This window comes from Pseudomonas sp. PS01301, from assembly GCF_029960215.1.
Lineage (GTDB): Bacteria > Pseudomonadota > Gammaproteobacteria > Pseudomonadales > Pseudomonadaceae > Aquipseudomonas > Aquipseudomonas coleopterorum.
The window spans coordinates 167458-190261 of sequence record NZ_JASCPM010000002.1 but is presented as its reverse complement, the minus strand read 5'-3'; the positions used below and the strand labels follow the sequence as shown (position 1 = coordinate 190261).

The following is a 22804-nucleotide window of genomic DNA, read 5'->3' as shown; positions in this document are numbered from 1 at the left end:
AACCCCCGGTGCCTCTGGGGGGGGGGGGGCCGCCCCCCCGCGAAGGGGACGCCGCGGTCTACCAGGTGCACCGCGTCGAGTTCTTCGCGGGCAGAGCCCGCTCCCACAAGAAACGGTGGTGGCCCTTGGACAAGGAACAACGGTGACCCTGTGGGAGCGGGTTCTACCCGCGAAGGGGGCGCCGCGGTCACTCGTGCCAGTGGCGGCACTTGGAGGTCTGGCCGACACCCGGATTGAAGGCGTTGCACGGGTCCAGTTGCTGATAGAAGGCCTTGAGCGCCGGCTTGGCCGGGTACAGATGGCCGACGTTGTGCTCGGCCGGATACTCTGCGCCGCGCTCGTCGAGCAGCGACCACATGCGATGCTCCACCGCCAGACAATCGCTGCCCTTGCGCAGGATGTAGTCCTGGTGGAACACGTGGCAGAAGAAATGCCCGTAGTAGAGCTTGACGATCATCTGCTGATCGATGTCGGCGGGCAGCGTCTCGAACCACTGGCGATCATTGCGCGCCAGGGCAATGTCCAGCGCCACGATGTCCTCCACCTCCCGATCGTGCACGGCGCGATAGCGCACCGCAGCACCGGCGGCAGCGAAACGATGCAGGAAGGCCTTGCTGCCCTCCTCTGCGGTGCACCTGAAGAAATCACCGTCACGTCCGGCGAACAGCTCTTCCAGCAGCTTCTGGGTCGCCGCCACCGAGCCGGCGGACACCTTGAGCATCAAGTAGTGTTCATAACGCTGACGGAACTCGCGAATGCGCGGCGGCAGGTGCTCGGGAAAGCAACGCGCCGCCAGTTGCAGGACACGGTCGGCGAGGTTGGCACGCAGCCAGGGAAAGCGCTTGAGAAAAGTGTCGGCGCGGCTCTTCAAGGCGAACAACTTGGGCAGGCGCTGGGTGCCCAGGTGGTGGATCATCAGAAACGTGTCCTTGCCGTATTCGGCGGCCACGTCGTAGGCGTCGCGGTGCATGTACTCGCCGGCAATCGGCAGCTCGTCGAACCGTTCGAGCATGTGCCGGCGAATCTGGGTGAGGTCGGCGGTGTCGTTGCTGCCGATGTAGAACACCGCGGTGTCGCGCTCGGCGACGAAGGTGTCCAGGCGTACGGCGAACACCGCCAGCTTGCCGGCACTGCCGCTGGCCTCGTACAAGCGTTGGTGGTCGGCATTGAACCGTGCGGGCGTGGGCGCGTCGACTTCGCGCACATAGGCGGCGTAGCCATGGTCGGAGCCCAGCCCGGCATCGGCCTTGATATCGGTGGCGGTGTAGCGCTGGGCGTCCAGGTTGCCGAGGATCTGCTCGGGCGTATCGCCCAGTTCGACGCCCAGGTGGTTGACCAGTTGCAAGGTGCCATCGGCGCCGAGCTGGGCGTACACCGCCATCTGCGTGTAGGCCGGTCCGCGACGCACCAGCGAGCCGCCTGAATTGTTGCAGACGCCGCCGAACACCGACGCGCCGATGCACGAGGAACCGATCACCGAATGGGGCTCGCGACCCAAAGGCTTGAGGACCTTCTCCAACTGATCGAGGGTCGAGCCAGGGAAGCAGATGACCTGACGGCCCTCCTCGATCACGTGCACCGTGCGCATGCGCAAGGTGCTGATGATCACCACTTCACGGTCGTAGCCACCGTCCGGCGTGGAACCTCCGGTCAGGCCGGTGTTGGCCGCCTGCATGATGACGATCACGTCGGCCGCCACGCAGGCCTTGACCACCTGCCACTGCTCCAGCAGCGAGCCGGGGCGGACCACCGCCAGTGCCTGGCCGCTGCCGAAGCGGAAACCCTGACGAAAGCGTTCGGTCTCGGCCGAGTCGGTGAGCACATGGCTGGCGCCGACGATGTCGCGCAGTGCGCTGATCAGTTCGCTCATTGCGGCATCACCGCCACCGCATCGAGTTCGATGAGCATGCCGTCCAGGGCCAGGCGTGGCACCGGGATCAAGGTACAGGCTGGCGTCATGGCATCGCCCCACGCCTCGCGCAGGGTGTCGCTCCAGATGGCCAGGCGCTCATGGTCGTGGTCGACGATCAACACGGTCAGCTTGGCGACGTGGGCGTAGTCGGCACCGGCTGCACCGAGTGCGGTACGCAGGTTGGCCAGGGCCTGCCCGGCCTGTAACTGGAAATCCGGGGAAATGCTGCTGTCCAGGCTTTCACCGCCTTGCCCGGCGATGAACAACAACTTGCTGCCACCGGCGACCTCGGCCACATGTGAGTAACCATAGGGCGCGGGGTCGAACAGGCCGGGCGGATTGCTGAGCTTGAGCGGGACGTGGTCGGGCATGGGCAGGCTCCTGTTGGCTGACAGACCTTACCCTAGCACGGCTTGCCGGGCGCATCGCGGCTTCTTCAGGCGTCTTTCGGCCAGCCGCCGCCGAGGGCCCGATACAGACGTACGCGATCGATCGCCGCGGCAGTGGCACTGTCCACCAGCTGGCTTTGCGTGGCCAGCAGCGCACGCTGCACACCGAGCACGTTGATGAAATCGGTCGCGCCCTGATTGTAGCGGTCGCGGGCGGTACCCAGGGCCACCGTGTTCTGCTGCACCGCCTCGCTCAGCGCAGCATGGTGCTGCTGTTCGGCGGAGTAGTCGCTCATGGCATCGTCGACCTCGTGCCAGGCGGCCAGTACCACCCGTTGGTAGTCCAGCGCCGCTTCCTGCTGCTGATGTTCGCGCAGCTCCAGCGTGCCCGTCAGGCGTCCGCCCTGGAAGATAGGCAGGTACAGGCTGGGGCCGAACGACCAACTGCGCGAATCCCAGCCGCCCAGGTCGGAGCCATTCAGGGCCTGAAAGCCGAAGCTGGCGCCCAGGCTCACCCGTGGATAGAAATCGGCCTTGGCCACGCCAATGGCGGCCGTGGCCCGGTGCAACGCCGCCTCGCTGCGCTGGATGTCGGGCCTGCGCTGGGCCAATTCCGAGGGCAGACCCATGGGCACGTCCGGCGCCGGGTCGGGAATGGCGCGTGGGGTGCGCAGTTCGTCGGCCAGGGCGCGCGGCGGTTCGGCCAGCAGGTAGCTCAGCGCATTGATCAAGCGGTCCTGCTGCGCCTGCAGCACGGGCAGCGAGGCTTCGATGGTTGCCACCAGGGCAGCGGCGTTGGCGGTGTCCAGGTTGGTGGTGACGCCATTCTCGTAGCGAGTCTGGGTCAGGCGCTGGCTCTGCCGGGCGATCTCGAGATTCTCCCGCGCCACGGCCAGGCGTGCCTGCACGCCACGCAGGCGGATGTAGTCGGTGGCCGTGCGCGCGGCGATGCTCAGACCGACCGCGTCGCGCTGGGCCTGGCTGAACTGGACGTCGGCGTCGGCCATCTCGACGCTGCGCTGGACGTGCCCCCACAGGTCGACCTCCCAGCTGGCGTCGAGCGCCCCGCTCCACAGCTCGAACGGTGCTCGGCCGCTCTGCCCTGACGGGTCGTTGAGGCCTTCGGCGCTGTTGCGCTCGCGCTGATAGCCACCGCGCGCGCTGAGCCCCGGCAACTGCTCGCTGCCGCTGACCTGGCGCAGGGCCTGGCTTTGCTGCACGCGGTTGGCCGCCAAACGGATGTCCAGGTTGGCCTTGGCGGCGCGGGTCACCAGCGCGGTCAATTGCGGGTCGCCCAACTGCTGCCACCAGGCGCTGTCCAGCGCTGCGTCGGCGCGGGTACCGGCGCTGTCCTGCCACTGCGCAGGCAGCGCCGCTGCCGGGCGTTGGAAGTCCGGCCCGACGCTGCACGCGGCCAGGCTGCTCAAGGTCAGGGCAAGCAATGCACGTCTCATCTCAGGGCTCCTGGGTGGTATCGACCGACGCGACCACCGACAGGCCGACGCGCAGCCGGTCCAGATGGGGCTGATCGGTTTCGAACACCACCTTGACCGGAATGCGCTGGACCACCTTGGTGAAGTTGCCGGTGGCGTTGTCCGGGCTGATCTGCGCGAACGACAGACCCGTGGCCGGCGCGACGCTGTCGATGTGGCCGCGAAAGACCTGGTCGGGAATGCTGTCGACATGAATGTCTACGCGCTGATTGGCATGCATGTGCGCCAGTTGCGTCTCGCGGAAGTTGGCCACCACGAACGCCTGGTGCAGCGGCACCACGGCCAGCAGGGGTCGACCGGGGGCGACATAGGCACCGACGCGCACCGAGCGCTGGCCGATCATGCCGTCGGCCGGTGCCAGAATCTGCGTATAGGACAGGTTCAGCTCGGCCTGTTCCAGCGCCGAGCGATCCTTGTCCACCGCTGCCTCGGCCACTTCCAGCTCGGCCTTGAGCACATCCAGGGTGCGCAGGGCGGCGACCCGCGAGGCGCCATCACGGTCACGCGAGGCTTCCCAGCCCTGCAACTCGGCCTCGGCCTTCTGCCGCTCTTCCTGAGTGCCGGCGCCAGCCTGGGACAGGTTGCGGTAACGCTGAGCATTGGCCTGGGCGAACTTCAGGGAAGCGGCGGTGGCGCGCGTGGCCGCGCTGGCCTGGTCGATCACCGCCGCCTGCCGCTCGATGCTGGCGCGCAGGTTCTTCACCTGCGCCTGCGCGGCATCGACGTTGGCCCGGGCCGCCGCCACCGAGGCCGTGTAGTCGCGCGGGTCCAGGCGCGCTAGCAACTGCCCGGCCTTGACCGATTGGTTGTCCTGCACCAGTACCTCGGTGACCACCCCGGCCACCCGTGGCGCCACCAGCACCGAGTCGGCGCGGATGTAGGCGTCGTCCGTGCTCTGTACGCCGCTGCGGTGCAGCACCTGGTAGAGGCCATAGGCGGCGCAGACGAGGATGGCAGCAACGATGAGAAAGACAGCGGTGCGATGTTTGATGACAGATTTCATGACGGTACCGGGGGTTGCGGTGGATAGGCGCGTTTGGGCAGGGTCAGCAACACCACCAGCAGCAGGGCGATGAAGGCCAGCAGCGCCAGGAACGCGTCGCTGTAGCTGAGCACGAAAGCCTGTGCGCGAACGCGGCCGGCCAGTTCGGCAGCCGGCTCGCCGTAGAGCGGCAACAGGCTCTGGTAGCTGTTGCCGACCTGATCGAGCAAGGTATTGGAATGCAGGTGCTCACGGGCGGTGACGAAGTTTTCCAGCACCACGCCGGCGACCACCGACGACAAGCCGCGCAGGGTGTTGACCATGGACGAGGCGAACGGCCCCTCCAGCGGATGGATGACCCCGGTGGCGATCATCAGCAGCGGTACCACCACCATCGGCTGGCCGAAGGTGTGCAGCGCCTGCAACAGGTAGAAGTCATCGCGAATCCATTCGCCGGTGAGCTGCGAACCACCCAGCAGCGCCAGGGTCAGCAGACCGAAGCCGGCGGCCATCACGTAGCGCGAGTCGACCCAGTTGCGGTTGATCACGAACGCGACCAGCGGCGCGATGAGCAACTGCGGGATGGCAATGCACAACGCGGTGGGCATGGTCTGCAATGGCCGATAGCCCTGAATGTGAGTCAGGTACCCCGCCGGAATCGCGCTGCCGGCCATGCCGACGAACAGGAACAGGCACAGCGTGGTGATGCCGAAGGCGAAGTTGCGCCGCCCCAGCAACTGCAGCTTGAACAGCGGCAGTGGGTGAAACCATTCGTTGAGCAGAAACAGCGGCAGGCACACCCCGGCGCCGATCAGCAGCAAGGCAATCAAGGGCGACTCCAGCCAGTCCAGCCGTTCGCCCTGGGTCAGGCCAATGATCAGCATGCTCAGGCCGGCCGTGCCCAGCAGTGCACCGCGCCAGTCGGCCTGCTTGAAGCGCTCCAGACGCAGTGGATCCTGCGGCAGACCGTAGGCGACGCACGCGGCGCCGATCAGGCACGCCGGGATGATCTGCCAGAATACCATGCGCCAGTCGCTGCCCTCGGTCCACAGCGCGGCGAGGGGCATGGCCAGGTTCGGTCCGAAGGTCGCGGTGAGCGCGTAGGCCGACAGCCCGTACAATTTGATGTGCCACGGCAGGAAACGCAGTGCGGCGGTCATCAGCAGTGGCGGCAGCGCGCCTCCGGCCAGACCCTGAAGCACGCGCAACAGCAGCAGGCTTTCCAGGTTGGGGGCGAACGGGCACAGTGCGCCGAAGCCGGCGAAGGCCACGGTCACCACAATGGCGAAGCGCCGCAACGAAAAGGTCACGGCCAACCAGGGCGCTAACAGCATCGCCGACACCTCGGCCGCCGCGTAGGCAGAGCTGATCCAAGTGCCTTCGTCGTGGCCGAAGCCATAGATCCCCAGCAGGTCAGCCAAGGTGATGTCGGTGACGCGGTCGTTGATGCCGGAGGTCAGGGCGGCGATCAGCACGCCGACCAGCCCGATGGCCAGGCGCCAGCCGAAAGGCGCCTGGACCGGAGGTGAAGGTGGGGACACGAATGGAACCTGCTTGCTGCAAATGACGATGAATCAATAATTGCGATACACTGTACCGAACAGCGATACAAAAGGCAAATTGCATGAGCAACGACAACGACCGTAGCGGCATACAAGTCATCTCTCGGGCAGCGGCGATCCTGCGCTGCCTGGAAAGCGAGCCCGACGGCCTGAGCCTGGGCGCGATCGCCAAGCGCATCGACCTGCCCCGCTCCACGGTGCAACGGCTGGTCGATGCGCTGGCCCATGAGGAGTTGCTCAAGGTCCAAGGCGCCGGTGGGGTGTGCCTTGGCCCGGCATTGATGCGCCTGGCGTCGAACAGCCATGTCGACCTGATCACCCAGGTGCGTCCTTATATGGAGGCACTGACCGAACGCACCGGAGAGACGGCGGTGCTGGTCAACCGTAACGGTACCCACCTGATGCTGCTGCATTCGGTGGTGTCGCCGCAGCCCTTGCGGGTAGCGCCCTCCTCGGGCAGCTTCCTCAGTGTCTACGCGACTTCGGGCGGCAAGGCACTGTTGGCCAAGATGAGCGACGAGGCCGTGGTGCAACTGCTCGGTCCGGTGTTGGAACCACTGACCCCGAGCACCCCGGATCTGCCACGCCTGCTCGAACAGCTGGCCGAGGTCCGCGATCGAGGGTATGCCTGCGACGCCAATGAGCACATGATGGGTGTCGGTGCCATGGCCGTGGCCCTGCAGACCTCGCAAGGGCAGTACGCCTTGGCACTGGTGGGCCCGGTATGGCGAGTCGAGGCGCAACACGTGCTGTTTCGTGAGGCGCTGTTCGATACCCGCGAGGCCTTGGCCGGTGTCCTCAGTGCTGGACTGCGCGCAAGCGAGCCATCGTCAAGTTGAAACAAAATGCCATTAACTTGAGCCGGGCAAGTCGTGAACAAAATGGCAACATGGCACTCAGAGAGTCGTCCCTGCCACTGGATAACGGGCAGGCAAAATAAAGACAGGGAGAACCCGGGCGTCTGCGTGCAGCGCGCATCGGTCGGGTGTGTCGGCTAACCCAACGAGAGTTAAAGACCCTTCCCATGAAAACCTTGAGCGACTGCGTCCGGCAGTTGAAACGCTACTCCTACGCCTTGCCTGCCCTGCTGCTGGCGGGTACCTGTTCCTTCCTCGCCCTGGAAATCAGCGACAGCCGCGCCGAGTCCGTCGATGGCACGCAGACCCTGGTGTTCCTGCGTCACGCCGAGAAGCCCGCCGGCGGCCTGGGCCAGCTCAACTGCCAGGGTCTCAACCGCGCGCTGAATCTGGCCGAGTTGCTGCCAGAGCGGTTCGGCAATGCCGATTACGTGTTCGCCGCCGATCCCGGCCGGCATGTAGAAGAAGGCGAGAACGACGAATCCTACAGCTACCTGCGTCCGCTCATGACCATCAGCCCCAGCGCCATCAAGCTCGGCCTGCCGGTGAACATCGACTACGGCGCCAACGACACACAGGACCTGGCCCGGGAGCTGATGCGCGACAAGTACCACAACGCGGTCATCTACACGGCCTGGTCCCATGGCTACCTGCCCGAGCTGATCAACGAAGTGGCCGGGCGCGCGGTGGGCCAGGAAATGAACATCACCGACGACTGGGCAGCCAACGACTTCGATTCGGTCTACGTGCTCACCCTGACCTGGCACGACGGCAAGGCCAGCCTGCTCTCGCGTAACGTCAAGCAAGGCCTGGACAACGGCCACACCGCCTGCCCGGCCTAGCAGCGGGCCTGGGTTCACACGCAGCACCAAGCGTTGCAAGGGAGGCTCGGGTATACTGCCGCTCCCTTTCAACGTGCTGCCCCGGAGTCACCATGCCTGCCAATCAACATCCCGATGCCGAGCCGATCGTTCAGGACGCCGAAGTCGATGGCCAGGCAGCGATCCCGGCCTTCACGTTCCCGTTCAAGCCCGGCGCGTTCGCGACCAAGCAAGCGGCCAGCTACCCCGGCGCGGGCAAGTCAAACCATGACAAGACCCCAGGCCGCGCCCCGAACGGCACCCGCCGCTCCATGGGCAAGCGCTGATCCCGTTCGCCAGGACGCCAGAACGACAAAGCCACCCGAGGGTGGCTTTGTCGCTTTCAAGGTTTACGGCGTTCAGGGCTTGTCGCGCTGCTGCGCATATTGCCGCTGCTGCGAACGCTGGCGCAGGATGATCGGCAGGATGCGCCGTCCGTCGTTCCAATAGCGTCCGGCCAGGCGGCTCGGTTCGCTGAGAATACGGTGCAGCCATTCCAATGAGAGCTTCTGCACCCACATCGGCGCACGTTGCACCTTGCCCGACAGGAAGTTCAACGCCGCACCGGTGCACAGGCCCACGCCATGGGTGCGACCGCGGTCGGCGATCAGCTTGCACAGCAGTTCCTGGCGTGGCGAGCCGACCGACATGATCAACAACTGCGCCCGATGCTGCTCGACGAACTGCAAGGTGGCCTCCACTTCCGTGGGGTTGTCGATGAAGCCCATCGGCGGGTTGTAGTGCAGGAATGTCACCGCCGGATAGCGCTGGGTCAGTATTTCCACCACATCGGGGGTGGAGCCGACGACCGTCACGGTCCAGCCTTCGCGCTGGGCTTCGTCCATCATCGACACGGTCAGGGTGCTGCCGGGAATCGCCTCGGGCACGCCTGCGTCGAACTTGCGCAGCACCGGCATCAGTACCCGGCTGTCGCAGATCCGATAAGCGGCCCCATCGTAGGCATTGCGGAATGGCGGACTGTCTTCGAGCAGTACAACATGGTTGACGTTGGCGGTGACCGCGTAACCAAAAGGCTTGTTCACGTCGCCCTTGATGGCACGGATCAGGTCCCTTTGGTCACCTTTGTAGAAATCTATCCCAAAAACTTTCATCCAGGCCGTCCTATCAGTTCTAGAATGCGTTGATGCAGCGCCGTAGAAAGGCTGCGGGAGCTTGGACGATTCGGCTTGTTCGTCTAAAGCATGTAATTGATTGTCTTCTATCCATAGGCTTAGCCGATGAACATCAAAAGGTTGTTTTCACGTGCAGAGTTCGAGCGCGCTGTACCTTTCGTGCTCAGGCCCGACCCGTTACGTCCCCGTCGCGCTTTGCTGAGTGCGACGATGGCGTTGCTGTTGGGCTCTGGCGCTGCGTTCGCGGATGTGCCGATGACACAGGTCAACGTGTCGGGGGCCGAGTTCTCCGAAAATGTGTTTCCGGGCGTGGAAGGTACGCACTATTTCTTCCCGCGCGAAGGCTTCTTTGCCAACTGGAAGCGTCGTGGCGTACAAAGCGTGCGCTTCCCGTTCAAATGGGAGCGACTGCAGCCTACGCTGGGGGGTCCGCTTGACCCTGTCTACGCCAAGCTGATCGACAAGATGCTGGTGCAGGCCGCGCAAGCGAACATGCAAGTGATCCTGGACGTGCACAACTACGGGCGCTACCGCGGCAAGATCATCGGGACCCGGGACGTCACGGTGGATCACTACAAGAACCTCATGAGTCAGATAGCGCGCCGCTGGAGCGGTTACAGCGCCCTGGCCGGCTACGACCTGATGAACGAGCCCCACGACGAATCCGATGCCATCTGGCCGACGGCCGCTCAGGCGGGCATCGATGCCATTCGGGCGATCGACAAGAACCGTCCGATCTACGTCGAAGGTCGTTCGTGGGCCAGTGCCGAGCGGTGGCCGAACTACAACAACGATCTGCTCAAGCTCAAGGACCCGTCCAACAAGCTGATCTTTTCCGCGCATATCTACCTCGATCCTGACGGCAGTGGTAACTACAAGAATCGAATTTCCGGCACATGGAATCCGGACATCGCCGTGAACCGGGTCAAACCCTTCGTCGAGTGGCTCAAGCGCAACGGCAAGAAAGGCCACATCGGCGAATTCGGCATCCCTGACAACGACCCACGCTGGCTGGACGCGGCCGAACGTCTGCACAAGTACCTGGCCCAGCAGTGCATGCCCCTGACCTACTGGTCGAGCGGCCCCTACTGGGGTGGTTACTTCATGGCGGTCGAGCCGATCAACGGCCAGCCTCGTCCTCAATGGACAGTCATGGGCAGGTATCTCAAAGAGCCGAAGTGCAAGGCTATCGGCCCGACGTAACCGCCAGGCCCGCAGTACCGGCCGGTCGTCCCAGCGGACGATCGGCCGATTGCGAAGCCGGCACCCTCACCTGCCCGTAATACACGAATGCCGCAACCGCGAGCGCTGCGATGTTGCCGTCATACATCATGGCCGGCGACAGGAACAGATTGATCAGGTTGAAGCACATGTCGAGAACAAAGGCAGCAAGCAGGTCACCTTTGTTCCGGCACTGGCGACTGATTCTCCAGAATCCGACGAAATACACCAGAATGATCAGCGGCATGATGAAGCCGTAGCGGTACATCACGCCCAGCACACCCACGTCGGACAGGTAGAAGTAAGAGCTGTACAGGCGCGAGAAACCACCCTGCCACTGCAGCGACAGTGCGCCCATCCCCACGTACCAGTTCGCGGCCGTATCGCGCAGAATGATCGCGGTGGTATCGGCACGCACCCCACCCGGCTCGGTCGCTTCCTGCACCAGGGCCATAAGCCGCTCGTACTGGGCTTCGAACGGCGCTGGCATCACCATGTAGGCGACCCCGCCCACGACGATGATCGCCAGGCCCAGCTTGACCAGCACGTGCAGGTGCGCGCGGAAGATCCACAACGCGGCCAAGGTCCACACCAGCATGGTGTTACGTGTCTGCAGCACCAGCCACAGGTAGGCGGCGAACAGGCCCAGCAACAGCACCGGTACCAGCTCGATACGGCGGCGCAGGCGGTACATCAGCATCATGGCGCACAGCGAGACGTAGGAGCCGCCGATGCTGAAGCGGTCCGGACGCAGCGGATTGAGGCCGTAGTCCTTCTCGTCGACGTTGAAGGCGACCGCAGCGTTTTCCGGGACGATCTTGAAGTAGTAGAGAAAGCCGACCGCCACACATGCCAGGCCGCCGATCAGGAAACAGCGCTCGAGCTGCTCCTGGGTCGGCTGCGCCTTCAGCATCAAGTACAACGCCGGAAAGAACAGCAGGTACAGGAAGTTGCGGCGTTCTTCGAGCAGGCCGTAGAACAGTGGCTGCTCGAAGTGATACCAGGAGAACAGTGCCGACATCACCGGCAGGGCCACGCCCATGAACAGGATCCACATACTGGCCCGCGACTGCCACGGGCGTTGCCACATGGCCAGCAGCAGCACGGCCGCGCCAACGACGCCAGCCAGGTACAGCTCGCGCAGGTATGGCAAGCCTGCCAGCTTGTTGTCGGTCAGGAAAAGAAAGCCGGAGTTGACCACCACCAGCACGCACAGCAACGTGCGTGGATTGAGCAAAGCCTGGAGCATGTCCGTTACCTCGTGGACGATAGATCACTCAGCGCCATTTGAACGCCAAGCCCTCGGTGATGCCCTTGATGCCGAACTTGATGTTCTTGGCACTGCCGCGGTTCTGCAACACCGTGATCGCGCCCAGGGCGACCGCCGAGACGAAGGTGCACGCGGTCGAATGGAAGCGCTTGTTGTACATGATCGCCGCACGGTTGCGGTAGTAATGAAACATGTGGCTGCGCCCTTTGGTGCTGCCGCTGTCGCCATGACGGGCGAAGCTGTCGAGGGCCACGCGGCCATGCCAGCCCACGGCGGCGGCACGACGTTCCCAGTCCACTTCTTCGGAGTACATGAAGTAGCGGTGGTCCATCATGCCGACCTCTTCGATCACCTCGCGGCGTATCATGAGGCTCGCGCCCATCAGGTAGTCGGGCTCGGGCAAGCCGGCGGTGGCCAACTGCGCGCGGTCCATGTTCTTGCCCATCAGCTTGGTCTTGCCCAACCAGGGGAACAAGGTGCCGCCACCGACGCACTGGACCACCTGTGGGCGGTCCGAGTAGACCAGCACGGAGGCCGAGAAGCCACATTTGGGCGACTGTTCCAGGGTGTCACGCAGTGCTTCCAGGGCGCCGGGCTCGACGGTGACGTCGTTGTTGAGCAGCCAGATGTAGCGATAGCCTGCCCGCACGGCGTAGTCGATGCCCACGTTGTTGCCGCCGGCGTAGCCGTGGTTGCCTTCGTTGATGATCAACACCCGCTCGTGGGGTGTGTCATAACTGCCGGCTGAGCGCTCGTCGATCACCTGAACGTCCGGGCCAGTCGAGTCGTTGAGAAACTGCTTGAGGCGCGACACGCTGTCGTCCTTGGAATCGTTGTCGATCACCACCACCGGGACGCGGCAATGGGCGTCCAGGGCGCGGATGCAGTCGATGGTGGTATCGGCGCCATTCCAGTTGAGGATGATCGCGCACACGTCGTTGTTGGATCGGGTCATGCTTGAGCCTCCTGTAGAGTGCCACTCTGGCGGTTCTGCCAGGCACGCGCCTTGAATACGACGATCGACATCATCGCCAGATAGATGAAAATGTTTGCTGCGGCGATAGCGATCACCACCGCCAGGGCCGAGCCGCCCCACAGGGCGCCGATGGCCACCGCGCCGAAGCGCAGCGAAGTCGCGAAGACTTCGAAGCCCAGGAAGTAGGCCTGCAGGCGCAACGCCGGGATGGCGACCTCGCATGGCATCGCTGCGAACCGGGCCAGCTCTGCCAGGGCCAGCCAGCGCGCGTATTCGCCCGCTTCGTGCCACTGGGCGCCGAAGGCCAGGGTGAACAGCCACGGCCCGGCGATGACCAGGATCAGGAAGCCCGACGCACCGATCGCGGTCATCGCGCCCACGCCCTTGAGCAGCAGGCCGACCACCGCTTCACGAGCGTGCACGGCAGCGGCGATGCGCGGGTAGAAAACGCTGCCCATGGCTTTGCCGATGAAGTTGCTGGGCATGGCCAGCACTTGCAGGCACAGGGCGAAATAGCCTGCCGGTATGGCGCCGAAGAGCGAGGCCAATACCAGTGTGGGCATGTGCACCGACAGCGCGTTGATCAACACTTGCGGGGCACGGAAAAGGGGGAAGTCGCGGTATTCGCTGGCCAGTTGGCGCAGGGTCTTGCGCGGGGCCTCGTCGGCCTCGGTCGCGTCGGCCGGTGCCGGCTTGCTCATGGCCATGCCGATCAGGATCAGCAGGCTGTGCACCACGTAGTACAGCGCGCTGGTCACCACCAGCATGGTCGCGCTGTTGTTGAACAGGCCGCCGACACTGCGCATGCCGTTGTAGACCAGGGCATGGCTGGTGGCCGCGCGGGCCGTCAGGCGGTAGCGGCCATGGCGATACAGCCACTGCTGGAGCACTTCAAGGACCGCCGAGCTGAACATGACCAGCGGCAGCAGCATCAGGTACGGGGTGAGCAGTTCCAGGTTCCAGCGCTCGGCCAGCATCGGCCCCCAGAACAACAGCACGACCGCCACCAGCAGAGACACCAGCAAGGCAACCACGGTCGCCAGCTTGGCCAGGCCGCTGGCGTCGCGATGGCGTTGCGGCAGGACGATGGCCATCGACCAGGTCAGGCTGCAGGCCGGGATCAGGATGATCGTCAGGCTGAGGAAGGTACCCACCACCCCGAACGCCTCGGGGCCGTAGATCCGCATGATCACCGGGATCAGCGCCAGGTTGATCAGCTGCGCGCCGGCCGAGCCGCCGAGCGCTGTCGCCAGGTTTCGCACCATGCGGTTCTGGCGCAGTTGCTGGATCAGGCCGGGGGCCGCTGCCGGCCCCTGGCTCAAGTCGTGTTCCATCCCAGCCTCCGGGCTCAATAGATGTTCCGTGAGAACAAGGTGAACGGGGTCTTGATCAGGATCTTGATGTCCAGCCACAACGACCAGTGATTGATATAGGCCAGGTCACGCTCCAGGCGCCCCTGCATCTTGTCCAGCGTGTCGGTTTCGCCACGGAAACCGCTGACCTGGGCCAGACCGGTGATGCCCGGCTTGATGCGATGACGCGCCATGTAGGCCATCAGCTTGTCGCAGTAGTAATGGTTGTGGGCGATCGCGTGGGGACGCGGACCGACCAGGGCCATTTCGCCACGCAACACGTTGAGCAGTTGCGGCAGTTCGTCCAGCGACGAGCGACGCAGGAATGCACCCACGCGGGTCACTCGCGAGTCGTTGCGGGTGGCCTGCTTGACTTCCTGGTCGTCGTGCATGCGCATCGAGCGGAACTTGAAGACGTGGATCACGGTGCCATTGCAACCGTCGCGCCCCTGGCGGAAGAACACCGGGCCTGGCGAGGACAGCTTCACCGCCACTGCGCAGGTGATCAGCACAGGTGCCAGGACCACGATCGCCAGCAGTGCCAGGCTGCGGTCGATCAGATCCTTGGCCATGGCAGCGGCCGGGTGCGAACTCAACGGCGTTTCGTTGAGGTAGATGGCCGGGAACTGTTCGATCTGCGAGATCGACTGGTTGAGCAGCATCATGCTGCCGAAGTCCGGCACCCAGACCACGTCCACGGCCAGGTCGAGCAGGTCGACGTAGATCGATTCGATCTGCACCATGCGATCCAGTGGCAAGGCGATGTACACCCGGCGCACCTGTTCGCGCTGGACGATGTCGCGCAGCTCGTCGAAACCACCCAGGTGCGGCACGCCCGGCACCGGCACCCAGTCGGCATCGACTTCGGCGTCGGGTGCGATCACGCCCAGCACCGGAACGCGCGGCTTGAGCTGACGAGCCAGCTTGCCGGCCAGTTCACCGGCGCCGATGATCACTGCCTTGCGCTCGTTCTTGAGCCGCTGATTATGGCGGTTGAGCAGGAAGCGCAAGGGAATGAACGTCGCCGCTTGGGCCAGGAAGCCGTAGACGATCAGCTTGACGGCCATGCCCGGTGCCAGGCTCTGCGGGCTGCCGCTTAGGTAGATGACCACGGCCAGCGCGGCGACCAGGGTCAACCAGCCGCCGAGCAGGCGCAGCAGGCCGCTGAGGTAGTTCAGGCGTTTGTGGTAGACGTGCAGGAAGCTGTAGACCGGAACCGAGGCAAGCACCCCGATCATCATCAGCACGCGGTACTGCGGCGGGAATTCATTGAAGTGTGCGTACAGCACACTGAATGTGAGCGCGCATGCCAGAGCGGCACCCGCGAGCCACATGGTCCAGAACGTCAGGCCCCGGCGGTTTACCATCGGGTGCAAGCGAGGCGCAATCATGGAAGTTTCCTCAGCAGACAAATGCGGCGTGGATTGGCATTTTCCGTAACGCGGCCAGCCGGGCGCACTGCTCGCCCCAAGGGGTGAGCGGCGCGGCTGCAAGGTCGGAAAGGTTTATTGGGCCGGGGCTGCCGGCAGGTAATCGTAGTAGTGGTCGCGACGCTGACCGGGCTCGGGACGCGAGACCTGGTTGAGCACCACGCCGGTGATCGGCGCGCCGGTCTGCAACAGCTGACCGATGCTCTTGCGCACCAGCGGCATGCTCGTGGCCTCGGACTTGATCACGTAGATCACCGAATCGGCCATGCCGCACAGCAGTGCCGCGTCGCTCACCGACTGGCTGGCCGGGGTGTCGAGGATCACGCGGTCGTAGCGGTGACGTGCCCATTCCAGGAAGGTCTGCATGCGCGTGCTGGCCAGCAGTTCCTGCGGGTTGTAGGGCATTTCACCGGCGCAGATCACGTCCAGGCTACCGATGCTCTGCAGGCAGTCATCGACGCCCGCCTTGCCGGCCAGCAACTCGGCCAGGCCGATGTGGTGAGCGTCCAGGCCCAGGTTGGTGGCCACTTTCGGACGGCGCAGGTCGGCTTCCACCAGCAGCACGCGTTCGACGCGAGCCATGGCACCGGCCAGGTTGATGGCCAGGGTGGTCTTGCCTTCGCCCGGCGTGGTCGAAGTCAATACCAGGGTCTTGCGACGGACATCGTCGTCGTTGAGCATCACGCCGGTGCGCAGGGTCCGTACGGCTTCGGCGAAAGCCGCGTCGTCGTTGCGCTCGAACTGGCGATGGATGCGCGAGCGGTTGCGGCGCTTGAGCATCGGCACCACGCTGAGCACCGGCAGGTGCAGATTGCGTTCGACGTCGGCGCTGTTCTTGAAGCTGTTGTTCCAGGCTTCACGCAGCAGGGCAATGGCGCAACCGGCAATCAGCGACAGCAGTGCAGCCAGGACCACCAGAATGGCCTTGCGCGGCGTGGTCGGGAACAGCGGAGCGATGGCCGGATCGACCACGCGGGCATTGCCCGAGACCAGGTCGGCGGTCGCCATGGTTTCGCGCAGCTTGGTCATGAAGGTGTTGTACACATCACGGTTGCTGTCGACGTCACGCTGCAGTTCACGCAGGGCGAACTCCTTGCGGGAGATGTCCTGGATTTCCTGCTTGTTGCTGTTGAACGAGGAGCGCAGTGCGTTCTCGTTGTCCTGCGCCAACTGATAGTTGTGCTGCAGGCCGGCGACGACCTGGCTCACCTGGCTGCGCAGGCTGGCCTGGGCGGCTTGCAGTTCCGAACGGGCGGCAACCATCTGCGGGTGCTTGTCGCCGTAGCGCTGGCTGTATTCGTCGACACGCGCCTGGGCAGTGGCGGCGACGGCCTGGAACTGCTGGATCACCGGGTTGTTGATGACCGCAGGCACGCTGGACAGGTCCAGGTTGCCGCCGCGGGCCAACAGACCCTGCACCTGACGGTACTGGCTCTGGGCATCGGCACGTTCACGGCGCGCATCGACCAGACGGTCGCTGGTGCGAGCCAGCTCGTTGGCGGTGATGGTGGCAACGCCGCCGACGTCGACCAGGCCCTGGCCATCGCGGTAGGCCTGCAGCTTGCTTTCAGCCTGCTGCAGTTGGGTACGCAGTTCCACCATGCGGGTGTTCATCCAGCGGCTGGCGTTCAGCGATTCCTGCTGTTGCGAAGACTGGCGGCTGGCGAGGTAGCCCTGAGCCAGGGCGTTGGCGGTAGCCGCGCCGGTTTCGGCGTCGGCCATGGTCACGCCGATGCTGACCAGATGGCTCTTGCCGACGACCGTCACGCTGGTGCGCTGACGCAATTCCATCACCGCACTGTTGAAGGCCTGCTCGTCGGTGTAGTTCAGCTCCTGGTGCCAGCTCTGCGGGAACCAGTCGGCATGCCAATTGGACAGTTGCGCCTTGATCTTGGACAGACGCGAGGCTTTCTGGCGTGGGTCCAGTTCTTCATGGTGCGACAGGTCCAGCTCACGCACGGCGCGCTCGGCCACTTCGCGGCTCTGGATCAGGCCCATCTGGGTCTGCAGGTAGTCGCTGTTGGGATCCGGACGGTCCGGCGTCTGCTGGAACGTGATGACCTGGTTGCCACTGGGCTCGATCACCAGGGTGGCGACGGAGCGATAGGTCGGCGTCATGTTCAGCGCGTAGATCACGGCGGCAGCGGTGCCTACGGCGAAGACGCCGAGGATCATGCCGCGGCGACGCCACAGCGTGCGCCACAGTTTACGCGAGTCCAGTGCGTCGCGATCTTCCGGCGCGGGCGAGGCCTGCCATGGGGCCATGCCCTGGCTGTTTCTTACGGCAATCTGGCTCATCTTAGAAGAACCCCTGATCAATAGTGATGGTGTCGCCCGGTTCTACCGGTGTTGCCAACTGGGCCGGCTTGGCGCTGCCGCCGCGGTTGATGTTGATGCGGTTGACCGAAGCACGCTCGGTCAGACCGCCCGCCAGAGCGATGGCGCGGTCCATGGTCAGGCCCGGCTTGTAGGGATACCCGCCCGGCGCCTTGACTTCACCGCCGATGTAGAAAGGACGGTATTCGACGACGCTCACGGTCACTTTCGGATCCTTGAGGTAGTCACCGCTCAGGCCCTTGGTGATGACCCGCTCGATCTCGTCGGTGGTCTTGCCGAGCGCTTTCACGTTTCCCAGAAAGGGGTACGAAAAGGTCCCGGAGTCGTTGAGGTGGACTTCCTCGTTGGTCAGGTCAGGTTCACCCAGGACGGAGACCCGGATGACGTCGCCCGAAGCGAGTTTGTAGGCATCGGCCTGGGCTCCCAGGCTGAACAGTGCCAGTACGACGATCAATGCTTGCTTGAACATGGTGGCTTCTCCCCTTTGGGTCAGGTTCACAGGGACAGCTTGAGGCTGAGCAGGTAGATGTTGCGAACGTAGTCTTCGCTGTCCACGTTCGAGTTGTTGTCCACGCGGTTGTAGCCCAGGGAAACCTCGGCCCAACGGCTGGCGGTGTAGATGATCTCGGCACCGGCGGCATTCTGGGTGTCGTCACGACCACCCGTGCCCAGGTACTCGCGCTGTGCGTGGCGATAGTTGACGTCGGTGGCGAAGAACGACGACCAGCTGTGGCGCCAGCCCAGGCGGCTGCTGGTCACGTGCACGGTGTTGGCACCGTCGTCACCTTCGTCGAAGGCGCGGCGCATGTTCACCGAGATGGTGGAATAGGTGCGTGGCTTGTAGTCCATGCCCACTTCCCAAGTGCCGCTGCCGTAGTCGTTGCTCTGCGAGCTTTCGAAATCCTTGCGCTCGTAACCGGCGCGGGCGGTACCGCTGAGCTTGGCGGTGACGTCACGGTCGATACCGAACAGCACGCGGTTGCCCTTGCTGTTACGGCGGTCGAAGTCCAGGTAGTCGTAGTCGACGTGGTCCAGTTGAACCAGGGCGCGGGTGCTGCCGCCCAGGCGATGGAACCAGGTACCGCTGACGCTGGTGGCGTCGTATTCCTTGTCGTCGTTGATGCCATCGGCGTTGCGATAGCGCTGCTGACGGTAGCCGCCACCCAGCTCGATCTGGTTCATGGCGCTGAGGGCGCCGAAGGTGTACTTCAAGCGACCGCCCTGACGGGTGTACTTGTCGTTCTCACGCTCGTCGGCGGAGTCGACGGTTTCTTCGCCGCGCTTGTAATCGAGCGTAGCGTCGAGGCGATTGCGCGAATCGAAAGCCCAGATGCCACTCAGCTCGGCATCGTGGTCGACGTGGCTGGCGTCGGCGTGGTCCAGATAGGTCTGGCTGTCGGCCGAGTACTGGAACTTGTAGCCGGTGTTGCGGGTTTCGCGGGTAAACAACAGGGTCGGCTTGACCGAGGTGATCCACGACGCGTCCTCATTGCGATCCACGGCGCGAAAGTTGTCGTCGTAGCGTTCGCTTATCTCCAGTGTCGGAGTGAAGTTCACGGGGCCCAACTCGACCTTTGCCGGTTCCAACGCCCAAGCGCTCAAGGGCCAGGGCGCCAGCGCCAGGCATGCCATCCACTGTTGTTTATTCATATCCATTCCCACTGCGTAATTCGGGTAGACGCCAGAGGCGCCTAGAAAGAAAAGCCGATTTCATTGCGTCGCAGATCGGCCTCGACCATCATCCGGCACAGCTCTTCGAGGCTGGTCTGCGGCTGCCAACCCAGCACTTCACGCGCCTTGGCCGGGTCACCGATCAACAGATCGACTTCGGCCGGACGATGGAACATCGGGTTGACCTTGACCAGCACCTTGCCGGTCGCGCGGCAGGTGCCGCATTCCGAATCGTCCTTGCCCGACCAGTCCAGGCTGATGTCCACAGCCTTGAACGCCATGCTGACGAAGTCGCGCACGGTTTCGGTACGGTTGGTGGCCAGCACGAAAGTGTCCGGCTCATCGGCTTGCAGCATGCGCCACATGCCTTCCACGTATTCCTTGGCGAAACCCCAGTCGCGCTTGGCGTCCAGGTTGCCCAGTTCGAGCACGTCGAGCTTGCCCAGCTTGATCTTGGCTACGCTGTCGGTGATCTTGCGGGTCACGAACTCACGGCCGCGCAGGGGCGACTCGTGGTTGAACAGGATGCCGCTGGTCGCGAAGATGCCGTACGACTCGCGGTAGTTGATGGTCATCCAGTGGGCGTACAGCTTGGCGACGCCGTACGGGCTGCGCGGATAGAACGGCGTGCTCTCGATCTGCGGAATCGCCTGCACCTTGCCGAACATCTCGGAGGTGGACGCCTGGTAGAAGCGGATCTTCGGGTTGACGATGCGGATCGCTTCAAGCAGGTTGACCACCCCTACCCCAGTGATCTCGGCCGTGGTCAACGGCTGCTCGAAGGACACGCCGACAAAGCTCTGGGCCGCAAGGTTGTAGACCTCGGTGGCCTCGGTGTTCTGCAGCAGGCGAATGCTGGCCGACAGGTCGGTGAGGTCGTACTCGACCAAATGCAGGTTGGCATGAGTCGCGACACCGAGCTCTTCCAGACGCCAGAAGTTCACCGAACTGGTGCGGCGGTAGGTCCCGTAGACGGTATAGCCTTTTTCCAACAAGAGCTGCGTCAGATACGCCCCATCCTGGCCGGTTACACCGGTGACAATCGCTTTCATGCAAATCTCCAGAGTCTTTGGTAAGCAATAACAACCAGTGCAACGCCCGACGGTACATCCGGAGGAGCTGACCTTGGACAAGCTATTGCAGCAAGGTTCAGTACGGACATCGTATAAGCGTGGCATTGGCGCAAAATAAATCAGGTACACGTCCTGCCCAGCACTGTGAGGCGCTGCAACTGTGGTGTACCCATGGCATTGGCGATCGTGTGCGTCCTGTTCGGTCGCTCTTTGTCAGTGCCGACTCTGGGGCGGCATCGGTAAGGCGAGGTGATACTAGGTGTCGAAACTCCGGCAGTGCAAGCTGAGCGCTATTACCCACCTCCAAATAAATAACAACGTGTGTGATTTTTTATAAAAACGTTATGAATCAATAGGTTATATATTCTGTAATGATGGCGCCAAATATCTGCAGGCTCATGGTGTTATTTTTATTGGCGCCAATAAACATTTGCTCGGCAATGCAAGTCGAAAGTCCGTCGAGGCGCGACGGTTCATTGGCGAAACGGTACCAACTTCGTGTGCGCCTCAGGTGCAGCCCACGGTTGGCGAGGGCCGCAATGATTAGGTCAGGTCACCATGTGCAACACTCACGAAACAGGTTTGTTAAGAAATGGCTTCACACCCATCCGTGTCGTTCTGGATAAACGCCAGTAAACCGACTTGCAGGCTGCTTGGTCATTGCACAGCGCCCAGTCGCGCCGCTTGCTTCGCGCTGGCTGACATGCTGGTATCAGCACCCGTTTGGCTGCTGTAGTGGCCCATTGGTTAACACAAGGAAGTCCTGTGTCATCGTCTGAATCTGTAAAACGTTGGTGGGTGCTGGTCGCGGTCATGATGGTGTTTCTGCCGGTGGTGCTGGACGTGACCATCCTGCACGTGGCGATCCCGTCACTGACCTTGGCCTTGCAGGCCACCGGCACCGAAGTGCTGTGGATCATCGACATCTATCCGCTGCTCATGGCCAGCCTGCTGATTCCCATGGGCACCCTCGCCGACCGGATCGGCCATCGGCAACTGCTGATCACCGGGCTGTGCATCTTCAGCCTGGGTTCGGTAATGGCCGCCTTTTCGCCCAGTGTCGCGGCGCTGATTGCCGCGCGGGCGTTCATGGCGTTCGGCTCGGCAATGATCATTCCCTGCACCTTGGCCATCCTCCGCCAGACCTTCGACGACGAGCGCGAGCGGGCGCTGGCGTTGGGTATATGGGGCGCGACCGGTTCGGCAGGCGCGGCCATCGGGCCCTTGGCGGGCGGCGCTTTGCTGGAGCATTTCTGGTGGGGCGCGGTGTTTCTGGTCAACGTCCCAGTGATGATGATCGTGATGCCGCTGGTGCTCAGGCACGTACCCCGTACCTCGATCACCGGCGACGGCAACTGGACCATTGGCCAAGCCTTGATCCTCATGCTCGGTATCATGGCCTCGGTCTATGCGCTCAAGTCGGGGTTCAAGCCGGGCAGTTCGGCGTCGCTCACCATGGTGTCGGCAGCTTTGGGCCTGGGCATGCTGGGCTGGTTCGGGCACAAGCAGTTGCATGCCGCGCGACCGATGCTGGATCTGAGTCTGTTCCGCTCGCCGGCGATCAGCGCCGGGGTGGTCATGGCGCTGGTGGTGATGGGTGCCTTGGCGGGGGTGGAATTGATGCTGGCGCAGGAGCTGCAATTCGTCCTCGGACAGACGCCGTTGCAGGCTGGGATGTTCCTGTTGCCTTTGATGATCGCCTCGGCGATCGGCGGGCCCATGGCGGGGTTGCTGCTGCGCGCCATCGGTCTGCGCTGGGTCGGCAGTCTGTCACTGGGCGCCGCCAGCGCGAGCCTGGCGGGCTTGGCCATGGCTGACCTGCACCAGAGCGGATGGGCGGTGATCAGTCTGCTGGTGGTCCTCGGCCTGTCCCTGAGCATCGGCCTGACGGCGTCCTCGGTGGCGATCATGAGCAGCACCCCGCCGCACAAGGCGGGCTCGGCCGGCGCACTGGAAGCCACCAGCTATGACTTGGGTACGGGCCTTGGGATCACCGGCTTTGGCCTCGTGCTGGGCAGCGGCTACATCCGCTCGATCCGGTTGCCCGATGGCTTGCCGCCGGAAATCGCCGAGAGCGCCCGGCAGTCGATCGGCGAAACCATAAGTGCAGCGAAGACCCTGGAAGGTCAACAGGCGGCCGATCTGGTCGCGGCCGGTCAAGCGGCGTTCAGCACCTCGCACAGCTTGGTACTGATGTCCGCCGCGACATTGATCGGCATCCTGGCCGTGGTCATCTGGGTAACATTGCAGCGCCATGGGCACAGCCACAGCCAGACTCCCTGACCG

General features: G+C 63.8%; 19 protein-coding genes. 5 read left to right on the top strand and 14 right to left on the bottom strand.

The genetic code is table 11. The features are described 5' to 3' along the window. Positions 1 to 187: 187 nt before the first annotated feature. The 5 genes from dld to QMX89_RS01885 all read right to left on the bottom strand — a co-directional run bounded on the left by dld (position 188) and on the right by QMX89_RS01885 (position 6317). Positions 188 to 1870 (bottom strand): D-lactate dehydrogenase, encoded by a 1683-nt coding sequence (gene dld / locus QMX89_RS01905; protein WP_282346317.1) that lies wholly within the window; start codon positions 1868 to 1870, stop codon positions 188 to 190. Then, positions 1867 to 2283, bottom strand: coding sequence for a RidA family protein (locus tag QMX89_RS01900; protein WP_282346315.1), 417 nt, complete (start codon positions 2281 to 2283; stop codon positions 1867 to 1869). Before QMX89_RS01900 ends, dld begins: the two co-directional genes overlap by 4 nt. 65 nt (positions 2284 to 2348) lie before the next feature. After that, entirely contained in the window at positions 2349 to 3755 is a 1407-nt protein-coding gene (locus QMX89_RS01895) for an efflux transporter outer membrane subunit (protein ID WP_282346313.1), read from the bottom strand. Position 3756: 1 nt separating this feature from the next. Continuing rightward, positions 3757 to 4797, bottom strand: a complete 1041-nt coding sequence (locus tag QMX89_RS01890; RefSeq protein WP_282346311.1) for an HlyD family secretion protein — start codon at positions 4795 to 4797, stop codon at positions 3757 to 3759. Beyond that, on the bottom strand, positions 4794 to 6317 hold the full coding sequence (locus QMX89_RS01885; RefSeq protein ID WP_282346309.1) for an MFS transporter: 1524 nt from the start codon (positions 6315 to 6317) through the stop codon (positions 4794 to 4796). The genes QMX89_RS01890 and QMX89_RS01885 overlap by 4 nt, the downstream gene beginning before the upstream one ends. Positions 6318 to 6400: 83 nt before the next feature. Between QMX89_RS01885 and QMX89_RS01880 the strand changes: the two genes are divergently transcribed. The 3 genes from QMX89_RS01880 (at position 6401) to QMX89_RS01870 (ending at position 8342) form a co-directional block, all read left to right on the top strand. Further along, positions 6401 to 7177, top strand: a complete 777-nt coding sequence (locus tag QMX89_RS01880; RefSeq protein ID WP_282346307.1) for an IclR family transcriptional regulator — start codon at positions 6401 to 6403, stop codon at positions 7175 to 7177. A 185-nt stretch (positions 7178 to 7362) separates the two neighbouring features. Then, entirely contained in the window at positions 7363 to 8037 is a 675-nt protein-coding gene (locus QMX89_RS01875) for a hypothetical protein (protein ID WP_049859300.1), read from the top strand. 92 nt (positions 8038 to 8129) lie between these two features. Beyond that, positions 8130 to 8342 carry a hypothetical protein gene (locus QMX89_RS01870; RefSeq protein WP_056842937.1) on the top strand — a complete coding sequence of 71 codons (213 nt, stop codon included), beginning with the start codon at positions 8130 to 8132 and terminating at the stop codon, positions 8340 to 8342. Positions 8343 to 8414: 72 nt separating this feature from the next. Here QMX89_RS01870 and QMX89_RS01865 read toward each other — a convergent pair whose 3' ends face one another. Next, positions 8415 to 9167 (bottom strand): WecB/TagA/CpsF family glycosyltransferase, encoded by a 753-nt coding sequence (locus tag QMX89_RS01865; RefSeq protein ID WP_282346302.1) that lies wholly within the window; start codon positions 9165 to 9167, stop codon positions 8415 to 8417. Positions 9168 to 9398: 231 nt separating this feature from the next. On the opposite strand from QMX89_RS01865, the gene QMX89_RS01860 reads away from it, so the two are divergent. Further along, positions 9399 to 10391, top strand: a complete 993-nt coding sequence (locus tag QMX89_RS01860) for a glycoside hydrolase family 5 protein (protein WP_282346300.1) — start codon at positions 9399 to 9401, stop codon at positions 10389 to 10391. On the opposite strand, the gene QMX89_RS01855 is transcribed toward QMX89_RS01860, so the two are convergent. The 8 genes from QMX89_RS01855 to gmd all read right to left on the bottom strand — a co-directional run bounded on the left by QMX89_RS01855 (position 10375) and on the right by gmd (position 20497). Further along, positions 10375 to 11658, bottom strand: coding sequence for a hypothetical protein (locus QMX89_RS01855; protein ID WP_282346299.1), 1284 nt, complete (start codon positions 11656 to 11658; stop codon positions 10375 to 10377). The genes QMX89_RS01860 and QMX89_RS01855 overlap by 17 nt on opposite strands. Positions 11659 to 11686: 28 nt before the next feature. Beyond that, positions 11687 to 12634, bottom strand: a complete 948-nt coding sequence (locus QMX89_RS01850) for a glycosyltransferase family 2 protein (protein ID WP_282346297.1) — start codon at positions 12632 to 12634, stop codon at positions 11687 to 11689. Next, positions 12631 to 13989: a lipopolysaccharide biosynthesis protein gene (locus QMX89_RS01845; RefSeq protein WP_056842941.1), complete on the bottom strand. Its 1359-nt coding sequence runs from the start codon at positions 13987 to 13989 to the stop codon at positions 12631 to 12633. The genes QMX89_RS01850 and QMX89_RS01845 overlap by 4 nt, the downstream gene beginning before the upstream one ends. A gap of 14 nt (positions 13990 to 14003) precedes the next feature. Then, positions 14004 to 15398, bottom strand: coding sequence for an undecaprenyl-phosphate glucose phosphotransferase (locus tag QMX89_RS01840; protein ID WP_056842942.1), 1395 nt, complete (start codon positions 15396 to 15398; stop codon positions 14004 to 14006). A 114-nt stretch (positions 15399 to 15512) separates the two neighbouring features. Beyond that, positions 15513 to 17735, bottom strand: a complete 2223-nt coding sequence (locus QMX89_RS01835; RefSeq protein ID WP_122743316.1) for a polysaccharide biosynthesis tyrosine autokinase — start codon at positions 17733 to 17735, stop codon at positions 15513 to 15515. Between the two features lies 1 nt (position 17736). After that, positions 17737 to 18243, bottom strand: a complete 507-nt coding sequence (locus QMX89_RS01830; RefSeq protein WP_049859292.1) for a polysaccharide biosynthesis/export family protein — start codon at positions 18241 to 18243, stop codon at positions 17737 to 17739. A gap of 26 nt (positions 18244 to 18269) precedes the next feature. Next, positions 18270 to 19424 (bottom strand): outer membrane beta-barrel protein, encoded by a 1155-nt coding sequence (locus QMX89_RS01825; RefSeq protein WP_282346290.1) that lies wholly within the window; start codon positions 19422 to 19424, stop codon positions 18270 to 18272. A gap of 41 nt (positions 19425 to 19465) precedes the next feature. Beyond that, positions 19466 to 20497, bottom strand: coding sequence for a GDP-mannose 4,6-dehydratase (gene gmd / locus QMX89_RS01820; protein ID WP_049859290.1), 1032 nt, complete (start codon positions 20495 to 20497; stop codon positions 19466 to 19468). 786 nt (positions 20498 to 21283) lie between these two features. Between gmd and QMX89_RS01815 the strand changes: the two genes are divergently transcribed. After that, positions 21284 to 22801 (top strand): MFS transporter, encoded by a 1518-nt coding sequence (locus QMX89_RS01815; protein ID WP_349011814.1) that lies wholly within the window; start codon positions 21284 to 21286, stop codon positions 22799 to 22801. The last annotated feature ends 3 nt before the right edge of the window (positions 22802 to 22804 follow it).

Excerpts from the sequence above, each read along its gene's own strand:
- QMX89_RS01855 (WP_282346299.1), bottom strand. The coding sequence starts at position 11,658 with ATGCTCCAGGCTTTGCTCAATCCACGCACGTTGCTGTGCGTGCTGGTG.
- dld (WP_282346317.1), bottom strand. The coding sequence starts at position 1,870 with ATGAGCGAACTGATCAGCGCACTGCGCGACATCGTCGGCGCCAGCCAT.
- QMX89_RS01830 (WP_049859292.1), bottom strand. The coding sequence starts at position 18,243 with ATGTTCAAGCAAGCATTGATCGTCGTACTGGCACTGTTCAGCCTGGGA.
- QMX89_RS01900 (WP_282346315.1), bottom strand. The coding sequence starts at position 2,283 with ATGCCCGACCACGTCCCGCTCAAGCTCAGCAATCCGCCCGGCCTGTTC.
- QMX89_RS01880 (WP_282346307.1), top strand. The coding sequence starts at position 6,401 with ATGAGCAACGACAACGACCGTAGCGGCATACAAGTCATCTCTCGGGCA.
- QMX89_RS01860 (WP_282346300.1), top strand. The coding sequence starts at position 9,399 with ATGGCGTTGCTGTTGGGCTCTGGCGCTGCGTTCGCGGATGTGCCGATG.
- QMX89_RS01890 (WP_282346311.1), bottom strand. The coding sequence starts at position 4,797 with ATGAAATCTGTCATCAAACATCGCACCGCTGTCTTTCTCATCGTTGCT.
- QMX89_RS01840 (WP_056842942.1), bottom strand. The coding sequence starts at position 15,398 with ATGATTGCGCCTCGCTTGCACCCGATGGTAAACCGCCGGGGCCTGACG.
- QMX89_RS01845 (WP_056842941.1), bottom strand. The coding sequence starts at position 13,989 with ATGGAACACGACTTGAGCCAGGGGCCGGCAGCGGCCCCCGGCCTGATC.
- QMX89_RS01865 (WP_282346302.1), bottom strand. The coding sequence starts at position 9,167 with ATGAAAGTTTTTGGGATAGATTTCTACAAAGGTGACCAAAGGGACCTG.
- QMX89_RS01875 (WP_049859300.1), top strand. The coding sequence starts at position 7,363 with ATGAAAACCTTGAGCGACTGCGTCCGGCAGTTGAAACGCTACTCCTAC.
- QMX89_RS01825 (WP_282346290.1), bottom strand. The coding sequence starts at position 19,424 with ATGAATAAACAACAGTGGATGGCATGCCTGGCGCTGGCGCCCTGGCCC.
- gmd (WP_049859290.1), bottom strand. The coding sequence starts at position 20,497 with ATGAAAGCGATTGTCACCGGTGTAACCGGCCAGGATGGGGCGTATCTG.
- QMX89_RS01835 (WP_122743316.1), bottom strand. The coding sequence starts at position 17,735 with ATGAGCCAGATTGCCGTAAGAAACAGCCAGGGCATGGCCCCATGGCAG.
- QMX89_RS01850 (WP_282346297.1), bottom strand. The coding sequence starts at position 12,634 with ATGACCCGATCCAACAACGACGTGTGCGCGATCATCCTCAACTGGAAT.
- QMX89_RS01870 (WP_056842937.1), top strand. The coding sequence starts at position 8,130 with ATGCCTGCCAATCAACATCCCGATGCCGAGCCGATCGTTCAGGACGCC.
- QMX89_RS01895 (WP_282346313.1), bottom strand. The coding sequence starts at position 3,755 with ATGAGACGTGCATTGCTTGCCCTGACCTTGAGCAGCCTGGCCGCGTGC.